The organism is Cellulosimicrobium sp. TH-20, from assembly GCF_002105775.1.
Classification (GTDB): Bacteria; Actinomycetota; Actinomycetes; order Actinomycetales; family Cellulomonadaceae; genus Cellulosimicrobium; species Cellulosimicrobium funkei.
Genome location: NZ_CP020857.1, coordinates 4063131 through 4076154 on the forward strand (window position 1 = coordinate 4063131; position 13024 = coordinate 4076154).

A 13024-nucleotide genomic window follows, 5' to 3' on the forward strand; every position below is an offset into this window, starting at 1 on the left:
CCGGCCGCGCGCTCGTCAGGCCGGCGGGCGTCCCGCGCCCGCCGCCCGCAGCGCGTCGACGACCCGCGCGACGTCGGGCTCGCGCACGCGCGCCGTGCCGACGACCACGCCGTGCTCGGTCGGCTCGACGCGCTCGACGCCCGTCCCGCTCAGGGGCTCCACGGGGACGCCGGCCGCGCGCAGCCCGTCGACCGCCGCGTCCTCGGCCGCCGGGCCGGGGAGCGGGACGACGAGGTGGAGACCCGCCGCGACGCCCCCGACCGTGACGCCGGGCAGGGCCTCGCCGAGCGCGGCGAGCAGCGCGCGGCGCCGCCGCTGGTAGACGACCCGGGCCCGGCGCAGGTGCCGCTGGTACGCGCCGGAGCCGAGGAGCGCCGCGAGCGCCGCCTGCTCCGGGACGGACGTACCGAGGTCGGCGTGACGCTTGGCCTCGACGAGCGGCCCGACGACGCGCGGCGGCGCGACGACCCAGCCGAGCCGCAGCGCGGGCGACAGGAGCTTGGAGACGGAGCCGAGGAGCACGACCCGCTCGGGGTCCAGGGGCTGCACCGATGCCACGGGCCGACGGTCGTAGCGCAGCTCGGCGTCGTAGTCGTCCTCGAGCACGAGGCGGTCCCCCGCGGCGGCCCACGCGAGCAGCGCACGACGGCGCGCCGGGGCGAGCACGACGCCGAGCGGGAACTGGTGCGCGGGCGTCACGAGCGCGGCGCGCGCGTCCTCGGGGAGCAGGTCGGTCCGCAGCCCGTCGGCGTCGACGGGCACGCCCGCGGGGCGGGTCCCCGCGTCGCGCAGGAGCTCGAGCGCGCCCCGCGACGACGGGTCCTCGACGGCGACCGTGACGGGCCCTGTCCCTGTCCCTGGCCGTGGCCCCGGCCCGGGCGCCACCCGGCCCGCGGCGAGCAGCCGCGCGAGCAGCGCGAGCGCCTGGGCCACGCCGCTCACCACGACGACGTCGCGGGCGCTCACGTGCGCGCCGCGGCTGCGGCGCAGGTGCTCCGCGAGCGCCGCGCGCAGCGCGGGCAGGCCCTGGGGGTCCGGGTAGCCGAGGTCGGCGTCGGCAAGCCCGCGCAGGCCGTCGCGGACGGCGCGTGCCCACGCGGTCCGGGGGAACAGCGCCGGGTCCGGCGTCCCGACGCTCACCGGCCGGGCCGCCGCGGCGCCGGGCCGGGCGGCTCCGGAGCCCGCCTCGCCGAGCAGCACCGCGCCCCGGGCGGACGGCGCCGCCGGGAGCGCCGCGACGACGACGCCCGACCGCGGCCGGGACACGAGCAGCCCCTCGCCCACGAGCACGTCGACCGCCGTCGTCACCGTGCCGCGCGACACCCCGAGCGCGACGGCGGCGTCCCGGCCCGACGGCAGGACCGTGCCCGCCGCGACCCGCCCCTCGACGACGGCCGCGCGCAGGCCGTCCTGCAGCCAGCGGCCGACGTCGCGCGCGGGGCGCGGACCGAGCGCGAGCAGCAGGGCGTCGGGCGCGAGCCGGGTCGTCATCTGGCCCAGTGAACCAGGCACGACCTGGCCCTGCACCCTGGTCCAGCCGACTCCTACGGTCGAGGCATGACTCCCGCACCCGACCGTCCCGGCAGCCGGCGGACCGGCGACCTGCGCTGCGCCGCCGGCATGGCGATCGTCGGCTCGTCGTTCGTCGCGTCCGCCGCCCTCGCCGGGTTCCCGGTGCTGGGCGGCCAGGCCGCGCGCTACGCCGTCGCCGCGCTCGTCCTGCTCGCCGTCCTCGCCGTGCGCCGGGTCCCCTGGGTGCTCCCCTCGCCGCGCGCGCTCGGGCGCCTGACCGCGCTCGCGGCCACGGGGCTCGTCGGCTTCAGCGTCCTCGTCGTCGAGAGCGCGGGCCGCGCCGACCCGTCGCTCGTCGGGGCCGTCGTGGGCGCCTCGCCCGTCGTCCTCGCGGCCGCGGGGGCGCTACGGGCCCGGCGGCTCGCGGTCCGCACCCTCGCGGCCGCCGTCGTGGTGACCGCCGGGGTCGTGGTCGTGGAGGGCGGCGGCGCGGGCGACCCCGTCGGCGTCGCGCTCGCGCTCGGCGCGCTCGCGTGCGAGGTGTGCTTCTCGCTCCTCGCCGTCCCCCTCCTGCCGACGCTCGGCGCGCTGCGCGTGTCCGCCTACGCGTGCGTCCTCGCCGTGCCGCAGCTCGCCGTGCTCGGGCTCGTGCGGCAGCAGGTGTCGGGGAGCCCGTTCCTCGCGGTGCCCGACGGCGCCGAGCTCGCCGCGCTCGCGTACCTCGCCGTCGTCGTCACGGCCGTCGCGTTCCTCCTCTGGTACTCCGGACTCGCGACGATCGGGCCCGCGCGCGCCGGGCTGTTCGCGGGCCTGCTGCCCGTGGCGGCGCTCGTCGCGTCGGTCGTGCTCGGGTTCGAGGAGCCGACCGCGCGGTCGGTCGTCGGGACGCTCGTCGTCGGGGCGGGCCTCGTGCTCGGCCTCGCCCCGGCGCGCGCACGCCGCCCGCTCGCGCACCGGCTACCGTGGCGGGCGTGAGCAGCACCGACCCCACCCCCGCCGTGCCCGACGACGCGAGCCGCGCCCCCGCGCGCCGGGAGCACGCGCTCCCCCGCCAGGTCTCCGAGACGTTCGACCCCCGCGCCTGGCGCGAGGTCGACGGCTTCGAGGCGCTCACCGACCTCACCTACCACCGCGGCGTCGAGCGCGACGCCGACGGCGCCGTCGTGCGGGACCTGCCCGTGGTCCGCGTCGCGTTCGACCGGCCCGAGGTGCGCAACGCGTTCCGGCCCCACACCGTGGACGAGCTGTACCGCGTCCTCGACCACGCGCGCATGACGTCCGACGTCGGGACCGTGCTCCTCACCGGCAACGGGCCCTCGCCCAAGGACGGCGGGTGGGCGTTCTGCTCGGGCGGCGACCAGCGCATCCGCGGGCGCTCCGGCTACCAGTACACGACCGCGCCCGACGGCGGCGGGGACGTGCACACGCGCGACGCCGTCGACCCGGGCCGCGCGGGGCGCCTGCACATCCTCGAGGTGCAGCGCCTCATCCGGACGATGCCGAAGGTCGTGGTCGCGGTCGTCAACGGCTGGGCCGCGGGCGGCGGGCACTCGCTGCACGTCGTCGCGGACCTGTCGATCGCGAGCCGCGAGCACGCGCGGTTCAAGCAGACCGACGCGAACGTCGGGTCGTTCGACGGGGGCTACGGCTCGGCGTACCTCGCACGGCAGGTGGGCCAGAAGCGCGCGCGGGAGATCTTCTTCCTCGCGCGGGAGTACTCCGCGCAGGACGCGTACGCGTGGGGCGCGGTCAACGAGGTCGCGGACCACGCGGACCTGGAAGCGCTCGCGATCGAGTACGCGCGGGTGATCGCGACGAAGTCGCCGCAGGCGATCCGGATGCTGAAGTTCGCGTTCAACCTCGCGGACGACGGGCTCATGGGGCAGCAGGTCTTCGCGGGCGAGGCCACGCGGCTGGCGTACATGACGGACGAGGCCGTCGAGGGCCGCGACGCGTTCCTCGAGCGGCGCGACCCGGACTGGGGACGCTTCGGCTACGCGTTCTGACGAGCCGGCTCAGGAGCCGCCGACGAGGCTCGTCAGCATCTCGATGAGGCCGCGCCCGACGAACGCCGCCGCGACGGCGAGGCCGAACAGGAGCCCGACGGAGACGACGACCGGGGCGGCCGAGCGGGCGACGCCGGGCTCGTCGTCGCGCGACGCACGCGGCGCGTACGAAGGCGGGAGCGGGGTCTGGTCCGCGCGCTGCGGGGCGTCCTCGGAGGGGGTGCGGGGCTGGGACGGGTGGACGGGGTGCGGGACGACGGTTGCCATGACTCCACGGTGCCGCCCGGGACCCCTCGGCGCGTCGGCCCCGCGGCTCGACCTGTGCGGCGGGCGGTCCCCCTCGGGGCGGAGCGGACGTACGCCGTGGGGAGGACGTCGTCCGCCCGACGGCGGAGGGTCAGCCCACCGTCCAGCTCCCGGACCCCGTGGGCACGAGCTCGATCCAGGACGCGCCCGGCTCGAGCTCGACGGGTGCGCCGTCGGCGCCGCTGAGCACGAGCGGGGCCTCGACGCCCTCCTTGGACCACGTCACCGCGACCTGCTTGCCGCCGCTCGCGACGACGCCCTCGCCCGTCCCGACGAGCTGCGTCTCGGGGACCGGCACCCCCGCCGGATCCTTGAACGGCGTGTCCACCATCGGCGCGGCGAGCAGCACGACGTTCGTCGCCGACAGCCGCACCTCGTCCGCGGAGACGGCCGGGCGGTCGCCCTCGCTGCGCACGTAGCGGCCCTCGCCGCCGTCCCACTCCCACACCGCGCGGCTCGCGTGCGTGAGGCGCACGTCGAGCCGGGTGGCCGCGGCGCCCGCGACCGTCGCGGTCGCCGTCCCGGGCTCGCGCGCGAACACGAGCTGCGCGGGCGGCGGGGACGTGCGGTCGTCGTCGGCCTGGGCCCAGAACGCCTCGGGGCTGCCGTACACGTTGTGCGGGGCGCGCCGCGCGCGCGTGGTCGTGAAGCCGTCGTCGCCCTCGTCCATGACGACCGACTGGACGCCCGCGGCACCCACGGCGTCGATGAACGGCTGCTGCCCGCCGGTGTACGCGAGGACGCCGTGCAGCGGCGCGACGATCGCCGGGTCCATGGGCCGCACCGAGCGGACGGGGCCCACGCTCTCGGGCACCTGCGAGTGGTAGACGGCGACGAAGCGCGTGATGCCGCCCTCGACCACCTCCTCCCACACGACGTCCGCCTGCTCGAGCCCGGTCTGCGGGCGCGCCTGGGGCGCGTTCTCGATCTTCACCGCGAGCGCCGGCCGGTCCGCGACCTCGTCGGCCGCGACGCCCGTGAGCGGCCACACGAGGGGGACGTCCGGTGTCGGGGGCACCCCCTTGGTGCCCGACGCGTCCGGCTCGACCGTCGTGGTGCTCGGCGCCGTCGGCTCGCCCGCGCACCCGGCGAGCGCGACCACCGCCGCCACCAGGACCGCGGCGAGCGCGCTCCCCCGGACTCCTCGTCCCGTCCTCGTCACCCTCGACCTCCCGACGGCCCGGGGCCCCTGCCCGTGCCGGCACCACGACGGACCTGTGTCCTCGGCCACGGTACGACCCGACCTAGGCTGATCCGGTGAACCGCGCCGTCGTCCCCGCCGATCTGGACGCCCTCGTCGCGGCGGTCGGGGCCGCGCTCGACGGCGACGGCCCGCCCGTCGCGCCCGTCCCGCTGCTCCCCCGCCCCCCGGGCTCCGGACCGGCCGCGGGCGACGTCCCCGCGGGCACCGCGCTCGTGCTGCGCACGTCGGGCTCGACGGGCGCGCCCCGGGAGGTGCTGCTCGGCGCCGACGCCCTGCGCGCGTCGGGCGCCGCGACGCACGAGCGGCTGGGCGGCCCGGGACACTGGCTCCTCACGCTGCCCCCGACGCACGTCGCGGGGGTGCAGGTCGTCGCGCGGGCCCACGCCGCGGGGCGGGGCCTCACGGTCGCGCCCGCGGGCGAGCCCTTCACCCCCGGCGGGTTCGCGGCGCTCGTCGCCCGCGCCCCGCGCGGCGAGCGGCGGTACGTCTCGCTCGTCCCGACCCAGCTCCACCGCCTCGTCGAGGCGGCCGACGCCGGGTCCGCCGACGGCGCCGCAGGACTCGACGCGCTCCGCTCGCTCGACGCCGTGCTCCTCGGCGGTGCCGCGACGCCGCCCGCGCTGCTGCGCCGCGCGCGGTCCGCGGGAGCGCGCGTCGTCACCACGTACGGCATGACGGAGACGTGCGGCGGCTGCGTGTACGACGGCGTCCCCCTCCCGGGCGCGCGCGTCCGGCTGGTCCCGGCGGGCGACGCCGAGGGCGAGGGGGCGGGCGTCGTCGAGCTCTCCGGCCCGTTCCTCGCGCACGGCTACCTCGGGGAGCCGGACGGGACCGCGGCCGCGTTCCGCACCGACGACGACGGCACGCGCTGGTTCCGCACGAGCGACCTCGGGCGGCTCGACGGCCCCGCGGACGCGCCGGTGCTCACCGTCCTCGGCCGCGCGGACGACGTGATCGTCTCGGGCGGCGTGAACGTCGCCCCGGCGGCTGTCGAGGCCGTGGTCGGCGAGGTCGGGGGCGTCGGGGAGGCGTGCGTCGTCGGGGTGCCGCACCCCGAGTGGGGCCAGGAGGTCGTCGCGGTCGTCACGCTGGCGGGCGCGCAGCGCGACGACGGTGCCGCGTCGGGCACGGCGGGCACGGCGGGCACGGCGGGCACGGCGGGCACGGCGGGCGCCGGGGGCGTGACGAGCGCCCCGCCCGAGCTCGTCGCCGCCGTGCGGGGCCGCGTCGCGGATAGGCTGGAGCGGGCGGCCGCACCCCGCCGCGTGCTCGTCGTCCCGGACCTCCCCCGGCGCGGGCCCGGCAAGGTGGACCGCGCCGCGGTGGCCCGGATCGCCGTCGGGCACGGGCGCACCCTGCCCGGCTGAGCCGGCCGGACCACCCCGGGCACGACCGAGCAGCACGACCCGAGACGCACGACCGAGACGCACGACCGAGACGGAGCACCATGGCCAGCACCACCCAGTGGGTCGCGGGCGCACGCCCGCGCACCCTCCCTGCCGCCGCGACGCCCGTCATCGTGGGTTCCGGCGCCGCGGCCCAGGTGGACGGGTTCGCGTTCTGGCCCGCGCTGCTCGCCCTCGGGGTCGCGCTCGCGCTCCAGGTCGGCGTGAACTACGCCAACGACTACTCGGACGGCGTGCGCGGCACCGACCTCGACCGCGTCGGCCCGCTGCGGCTCACCGCGTCCGGGCTCGCGCGGCCCGCGCAGGTGCGCGCCGCGGCGTTCGCCGCGTTCGGTGTCGCGGGCGTCCTGGGGCTCGTCCTCTGCGCGGTCACGGGCCACTGGTGGCTCCTGGCGGTCGGCGCCGTCGCGATCCTCGCCGCCTGGTACTACACGGGCGGGCGCAACCCCTACGGCTACCGCGGCCTCGGCGAGGTCGGGGTGTTCGTGTTCTTCGGCCTCGTCGCGACGCTCGGCACCACGTACACGCAGGCCGGGGTGGTCACGTGGCCGTCCGCGGTCGGCGCGGTCGCCGTCGGGCTGCTCGCGTGCGCGATCCTCATGGTCAACAACATCCGCGACATCCCGACCGACGTCGTCGCGGGCAAGCGCACGCTCGCGGTGCGGCTCGGCGACTTCCGGGCGCGCCGCGCCTACGTCGCGATGATCTGGGTGCCGCTCCTGCTGGCGGTGGTGTGCGCGTTCGCGTCGCCGTGGGCGCTCGGCACGCTCGTGCTCCTGCTGCCCGCCGCGCTCCTCACCGTCCCGGTGGTCGCGGGCGCGCGCGGTCCGCTGCTCGTCCCGGTGCTCGCGGGCACCGGCCTGTTCGAGCTCGGCTACGGCGTCCTGCTGGGGGTCGGGCTGGCGCTCTGAGCGTGGGCCCGCTCGGGGCCGGCGGGCTCCGGGCGGGCCGGCTCTGGGCGGGCGGGATCGGCCGGACCGGCTCCGGCGTCCCCGGTCAGCGCGCCGGGGAGGCTCCCGGGCGGCCGGTCGCGTCGGCTTCTGCCTCGGCCTCGGGGCGGGACGTCCCGTCCGCTGCGGCGGGGTCCGTGGACCCGGCGGCAGCCGCGGCGTCGTCGACGGCCGCGTCCTCGGCAGCCGCGTCGTCCTCGATCTCCCGGGAGAACCGCTCGCCCGTGCGGGCGCGGTGCTCGGCCCGGGCGGCGAGGTAGCGCGAGGCCGCCTCGCGGGGCTTGCTCAGCGTCAGGTACGACAGCATGAGCGCGACGGCGGCCGCGACGAGCACGAGCAGCCAGCCGCGCAGGCCGGCGAACCAGAGGGCGCCGAGCGCCACCGCGAAGAGGAGCAGACGCAGGACGGAGTAGACGACGACAGGCACGACTCCAGGGTACGGCCCGTAGGCTGGAGCCATGCTCCGCGTCCTGCTCCCGCTGCTCGCCGTCGGTCTCGCCGTCTACGCGCTCGTCGACCTCGCCTCGAGCGACGAGGACGAACGCGGCGGCATCCCCAAGGGGCTGTGGGTCGTGCTCATCATCCTCCTGCCGTTCCTCGGCCCCATCGCGTGGATCCTCGTCAAGCGCTCGGCGTCGCGGTCCGGGACGCGCTCCCGCCCCGCCGGCCGCCCCGGCCCCGGCTCGGCCCCCGGGGGCACGCGGCGTCGGCGCAACGCGCCCGTCGCGCCCGACGACGACCCCGAGTTCCTCTGGCGGCTCGAGCAGCAGCAGCGCCGCCAGGCACGCGACGACTCCCCGGCACCCGCCGACGACGCTCCGGCCACGGACGCGACGCCCGGGGACGAGCGCACCGACGACGGCGACGCGCGCCGCCCCGGCGCGAGCAACCCCTCGGAGGACGGCGACGACGCGACGCGCTGAGGCGCCCGGCGCGACTTGAGGCTCCCGCGACGACGAGGCTCGCACCGCCGAGTCCGCGACACCACGACGCTCGCACCGCCCAGCCCGCAGCACCACGAGGCTCGCACCACCCAGCCCGCAGCACCACGAGGCTCGCACCACCCAGCCCGCAGCACCACGAGGCTCGCGCCACCCAGCCCGCAGCATGACGAAGGGGGCCGCCGTCCGATCGGACGGCGGCCCCCTTCGTCGTGCCGCGCCGCGTCGTGGTGCTGCGCAGCGGTGGGTCAGTCGCCCGGGTTGAGGCCCGAGTACGAGTGCTTGCCGTTGAACAGCAGGTTGACGCCGGTGAAGTTGAAGAGCACGCACGCGTAGCCGACGATCACGAAGTACGCCGCGCGGCGGCCGGACCACCCGCGGGTCGTGCGCGCGTGCAGGTAGGCCGCGTAGACGATCCAGACGACGAAGCTCCAGACCTCCTTGGGGTCCCAGCCCCAGTAGCGGCCCCACGCGTGCTCGGCCCAGATCGCCCCGCCGATGATCGTGAACGTCCACAGCACGAACGCCACCGCGTTGAGCCGGAAGCTCAGGGCCTCGAGCTGGAGAGCGCCCGGCGTCGAGTCGAGCCAGCGCCACCCGCGGGCCCCGACAAACGCGTTGCCCGAGTCGCGCGAGTCGCGCAGGAGCTGGAGCACCGAGGTGACGAACGCGACGGTGAAGATGCCCGTCGCGATGATCGCGACCCCGACGTGGATGACGAGCCAGTAGGACTGGAGCGCCGGCTGCACGCCCGTCGCGACGACGAAGAACGCGTTCTGGGCGAGCACGAGGAACAGGACCGACAGCCCCGTGACGAACGAGCCCAGGAAGCGCACGTCGCGCTTGAGGGAGACGGCGAGGAACGCCGCGAGCGCGACGAACGTGCCCACGAGCGTGAACTCGTACATGTTGGCCCAGGGGGTGCGCCCGGCCGCGACCCCGCGCGTGACGATCGCGACGAGCAGCAGCGCGGTACCGAGCCACGTCAGCGAGACGCCGATGTTCGCGGCCTTGCGCGACGGCGGCGCGGCGTCCGCCGGGTCCGCGTCGGCGGCGTCCGTCGTGCCGGGCCCGTACGGGGAGGCCGACGAGGCACCCGCGGCGGTGAGCACCTCGGCGCGGTCCGCGGAGCGCTCGCGCGCCCCGGCCCGGGCGTCGGCACGCTCGAGGTCCGCGCGGCCCGCGAGGCGCGCGAGGTCGATCGCGAACGCGACGAGCGCGACGGTCAGCGCGGTCGCTGCGGCCCAGACGAGGTCCTGGCTCAGCTCGGCGAGGGTCATCGGTCAGCCTTTCGTGCGCGGTCGCGCGAGGTCGGGTCCTGTGCGGGACGCCCGGTGGGGCGGGTGCCGTCCGCCGGGGCACGCCCCGGCGACGAGGTGAGGTCGCCCTCGTCCGATGGTGCCACGCCCGGGAGCGCGGCGAGAAGCGAGTCGACCTCGCCCTGCAGCCCGGCGTCGTCGCCCCGGGCGAGCCCCGCGACGGCGACGACGGTCCGCTCGCGCGGGGCGTCGTCGTCGCCCGTGCCGGGCACCTCCTCGCGCCACGCGCGCACCCAGACGCGGCGGCGGGGCGTGAAGAGGGAGACGGCGAGGCCCAGCAGGGCGCCGAGCGAGAAGACGAGCACCCACGTCAGCGACGGGTCGTGCCGCAGGTCGAGGGCCACGTAGCGCGGCAGGGAGTCGAACGTGATGGTGCCGAGCCCGTCGGGGAGGTCGACGGTCTCGCCGGGCGCGACGAGGATCTTCACGCGCTCGCCGTCCTCGTCGACCGACGGCGTGAGGTCGTCGGTGTCGAGGCGGTAGACGTTCTGGGGCAGGCCCTCGTCGAGGCCCAGGTCGCCCCGGTACACCTCGAGCACGAGGAGCGGGTTGATGGGCTGCGGGTAGATCGAGGCCGCCGTCTCGCCGTCCTCGCTGATCTCGGCCGTCGGCAGGAAGTACCCGACGAGGCCGATCTGGTCGAGGCCGTCCGAGACGTCGGGCACCTTGATGACGCCGCGCGACGTGTACATCGTGTCCTCCGGGAGGAACGGCACGCGGCCCGAGAACGCGGTCTCGCCGTCGGCGTCGCGCACCGTCACCTCGGGCGCGAACCCGTTGCCCTGGAGGTAGATCTTCGCGCCGCCCGCGGTGAGCGGGTGGTTGACCTTGATGGTCTCCTCGTGATGGGCGCCGTCGGGGTCGCGCACCGTGACGAACGCCGTGAAGTCGCGCGACTGGGCGAACGCGGCGGCGTCGGCCGCGAACTCCGACTCGAACGCGTCGAGCGTCATGGAGAACGGGACGAGCGACGACGGGCGGAACCAGGCGCCGTTCTCGAACGTGTCGTAGTCGACGACCGCGTTCGCGAACCCGCGGCCCTCGGTGACGATGGCCTGGCCGCGGTAGTGCAGGAGCTGGCCGGTCGCGACCGCGACGAGCAGCCCGACGAGGGACAGGTGGAACAGCAGGTTCCCGGTCTCGCGCAGGTACCCGCGCTCCGCGGAGACCGTCCGCGCGGCGGGCCGGGCGGCGGCGCGTCCGCGGGCGGGCGTCGCGTCCTCGGCGCCGGTGTCGACGCGGAAGGTCGGGAGCCAGGACAGGCGTCCGCGCAGGTGCGTGCTCGCCGCCTCGACGACCTCGTCGGGCGTCGCGTCCGTGACGGCGCGGCCCTGCGCGGGGAACCGGTCGAAGCGGCGGGGCGTGCGCGGCGGGCGGGAGCGCAGCGCCTGCAGGTGCGCCTTCGTCCGCGGCAGGATGCACCCGACGAGCGAGACGAACAGCAGGATGTAGATCGCCGAGAACCACACCGACGCGTAGACGTCGAAGAAGCCGAGACGGTCGAGCCACTCCCCCGTGGTGGGGTTCTCCTGGAGGTAGCGCAGCACCGCCGCCGGGTCCTGCGGGCGCTGCGGCAGGACCGAGCCGGGCACCGCGGCGACCGCGAGCAGCATGAGGAGCATGAGCGCGACGCGCATGCTCGTGAGCTGGCGCCACGTCCAGCGCAGCGCACCGCGCCACCCGAGCGACGGGAGCGCCGGGCCGCCGTCGCCTCCCGCGCCGCCCTTCCCGCCCGACGGCGTCCGCTCCCCCGGGCCGTCGCCCGCGGAGAACGCGTCGTCGATGCCCTCGGGGCGGTAGCCCGTCCGCACGGTCGTGCCGGCCTTCTCGGCCTTCTCGGCCTGCTCGGCCTGCTCGCTGTTCCCGGGCTCCCCGGTCCGCCGGCTCATCTCACACCACCGTCACGTATCCGCCGATCCAGCCCTGCAGCGACGTCGTCCACGTCGTCCACAGGCCCGTGACCAGCGCCAGACCGATGAGCACCAGCAGCCCGCCGCCGATCCGCATGATCGCGAGACGGTGCCGGCGCAGGAACCCGAGCATGCGCTGCGAGCTCTGCAGCCCCAGCGCGATGAGGAGGAAGGGCACGCCCAGCCCGAGGCAGTACGCGACGCCGAGGATCGCGCCGCGCCCCGCCGACGCCTCGCTGAGCGACAGCGCCTGGACGGCAACGAGCGTCGGGCCGAGGCACGGGGTCCAGCCGAGGCCGAACACGATGCCGAGCAGGGGCGCCCCCCACAGCCCGGCCTGCGGGCTCACGTGCAGGCGCCGCTCGCGCTGGAGGAAGGGCAGGGAGCCGAGGAACGCGAAGCCCATGAGGATGACGACCACGCCGAGCACGCGCGTGATGACGTCCTCCCAGCGGACCAGGTGCACGCCGATCGCGCCCGCCGCGAACATGAGCGCCACGAACACGAGCGTGAACCCGGCGACGAACAGCCCGACCCCCGCGAGCACGCGGCCCCGGCTCGGTGCCGCGACCCGGGTGGCCGTCGTCGTGCCCCCGGACGCCTTGCCCCCGCTGCCGGTGGTGGCCGCGGCCATGCCCGAGACGTAGCCGACGTACCCCGGCACGAGCGGCAGCACGCACGGGGACGCGAACGAGACGAGGCCCGCGATGACCGCGACGGGCACCGCGAGCAGCATCGAGCCGCTCCACACGGTCGTCGCGAAGGTGTCGCCGATGCTCGACGCGGCGGCCGCGGGGACCGCGGCGGCGAGGGGCGTGAGGACGGGCACGGTCAGCCCTCGGCGAGGACGTCGTCGACCAGGGCGGTGAGCGTCGAGCCCTCGACGAGCCCGATGACGCGCGCCGCGACGCGGCCCTCGCGGTCGAGCACGACGGTGGACGGCACGGCCTGGAGCGGGACGGTGCCCGAGAGCGCCGCGACGACCTCGCCGGAACGGTCGTCGATCGACGGGTAGGGGACGTCGAACCGGCGCTGGAACGCCTGGGCGGCGCCCGCCTCGTCGGTCGTGTTGATCCCGAGCACCTGCACGCCGTCGTCGGCGCGGTCGTTGGCGAGCGCCACGAGGTCGGGCGCCTCGGCCCGGCACGGCGCGCACGCCGCGTACCAGGTGTTGAGCACGACGACGTCCCCGAGCCACGCGCTCGTGTCGACCTGCTCGCCCTCGTAGTCCGTGCCCGTGAGCGCGACGACGTCGCCGCGCTCGTCGGCGTCCCACGTGCGGACCGACCCGTCGCCCGAGACGAAGCCCTGCCCCACGACGTCGGTCGAGGCGCCGGAGTCCTGCGCGCACGCCGCGAGACCGAGGGCCGCGGCGAGCACGACGGCGCCCGTCAGCGCACGGCGCACGGGTCGCCGACGCGACGGCAGGGCAGCGGCCCGCGCCTCGACGGAGAGGGGGCGCGCGGCACG

At 77.0% G+C, this 13024-nt stretch carries 13 protein-coding genes; 5 read left to right on the forward strand and 8 right to left on the reverse strand.

Annotation, left to right across the window (positions count from 1 at the left end; genetic code table 11):
• Positions 1-15: 15 nt before the first annotated feature.
• Positions 16-1491: a PLP-dependent aminotransferase family protein gene (locus tag B8281_RS18145; protein ID WP_198163092.1), complete on the reverse strand. Its 1476-nt coding sequence runs from the start codon at positions 1489-1491 to the stop codon at positions 16-18.
• Positions 1492-1557: 66 nt separating this feature from the next.
• On the opposite strand from B8281_RS18145, the gene B8281_RS18150 reads away from it, so the two are divergent.
• A complete protein-coding gene (locus B8281_RS18150; RefSeq protein ID WP_085388437.1) occupies positions 1558-2487 on the forward strand; it encodes a DMT family transporter in 930 nt (309 codons plus the stop codon).
• 23 nt (positions 2488-2510) lie between these two features.
• The gene (locus B8281_RS18155) at positions 2511-3518 is read left to right on the forward strand and encodes a 1,4-dihydroxy-2-naphthoyl-CoA synthase (RefSeq protein ID WP_085388848.1); all 1008 of its coding nucleotides are present in this window, start codon (positions 2511-2513) and stop codon (positions 3516-3518) included.
• Positions 3519-3527: 9 nt separating this feature from the next.
• Here the strand turns inward: B8281_RS18155 and B8281_RS18160 are convergent, their stop codons facing one another.
• Both B8281_RS18160 and B8281_RS18165 read right to left on the reverse strand, forming a co-directional pair.
• Positions 3528-3785, reverse strand: a complete 258-nt coding sequence (locus tag B8281_RS18160) for a hypothetical protein (RefSeq protein ID WP_085388438.1) — start codon at positions 3783-3785, stop codon at positions 3528-3530.
• A gap of 130 nt (positions 3786-3915) precedes the next feature.
• Complete coding sequence (locus B8281_RS18165) at positions 3916-4986, reverse strand: DUF3048 domain-containing protein (protein WP_232322614.1); 1071 nt, start codon at positions 4984-4986, stop codon at positions 3916-3918.
• Positions 4987-5081: 95 nt separating this feature from the next.
• Between B8281_RS18165 and B8281_RS18170 the strand changes: the two genes are divergently transcribed.
• Positions 5082-6395 carry an AMP-binding protein gene (locus B8281_RS18170; protein ID WP_085388439.1) on the forward strand — a complete coding sequence of 438 codons (1314 nt, stop codon included), beginning with the start codon at positions 5082-5084 and terminating at the stop codon, positions 6393-6395.
• Positions 6396-6475: 80 nt separating this feature from the next.
• Positions 6476-7345 (forward strand): 1,4-dihydroxy-2-naphthoate polyprenyltransferase, encoded by an 870-nt coding sequence (locus tag B8281_RS18175; RefSeq protein ID WP_043660717.1) that lies wholly within the window; start codon positions 6476-6478, stop codon positions 7343-7345.
• Positions 7346-7430: 85 nt separating this feature from the next.
• Here B8281_RS18175 and B8281_RS18180 read toward each other — a convergent pair whose 3' ends face one another.
• Positions 7431-7811 (reverse strand): DUF4229 domain-containing protein, encoded by a 381-nt coding sequence (locus B8281_RS18180; protein ID WP_085388440.1) that lies wholly within the window; start codon positions 7809-7811, stop codon positions 7431-7433.
• A 31-nt stretch (positions 7812-7842) separates the two neighbouring features.
• Here B8281_RS18180 and B8281_RS18185 point away from each other — a divergent pair, with 31 nt between their 5' ends.
• Positions 7843-8307 (forward strand): PLD nuclease N-terminal domain-containing protein, encoded by a 465-nt coding sequence (locus tag B8281_RS18185; protein ID WP_085388441.1) that lies wholly within the window; start codon positions 7843-7845, stop codon positions 8305-8307.
• A gap of 266 nt (positions 8308-8573) precedes the next feature.
• Here the strand turns inward: B8281_RS18185 and ccsB are convergent, their stop codons facing one another.
• Genes ccsB through B8281_RS18205 form a run of 4 tightly spaced genes read right to left on the reverse strand, consistent with a single transcriptional unit; the run spans position 8574 to position 12961 of the window.
• A complete protein-coding gene (gene ccsB, locus B8281_RS18190; protein WP_085388442.1) occupies positions 8574-9605 on the reverse strand; it encodes a c-type cytochrome biogenesis protein CcsB in 1032 nt (343 codons plus the stop codon).
• Complete coding sequence (locus B8281_RS18195) at positions 9602-11533, reverse strand: cytochrome c biogenesis protein ResB (RefSeq protein WP_085388443.1); 1932 nt, start codon at positions 11531-11533, stop codon at positions 9602-9604. The genes ccsB and B8281_RS18195 overlap by 4 nt, the downstream gene beginning before the upstream one ends.
• Position 11534: 1 nt before the next feature.
• Positions 11535-12329, reverse strand: coding sequence for a cytochrome c biogenesis CcdA family protein (locus B8281_RS18200; RefSeq protein WP_085388850.1), 795 nt, complete (start codon positions 12327-12329; stop codon positions 11535-11537).
• Positions 12330-12385: 56 nt separating this feature from the next.
• Positions 12386-12961: a TlpA disulfide reductase family protein gene (locus B8281_RS18205; protein WP_085388852.1), complete on the reverse strand. Its 576-nt coding sequence runs from the start codon at positions 12959-12961 to the stop codon at positions 12386-12388.
• Positions 12962-13024 lie beyond the last annotated feature (63 nt).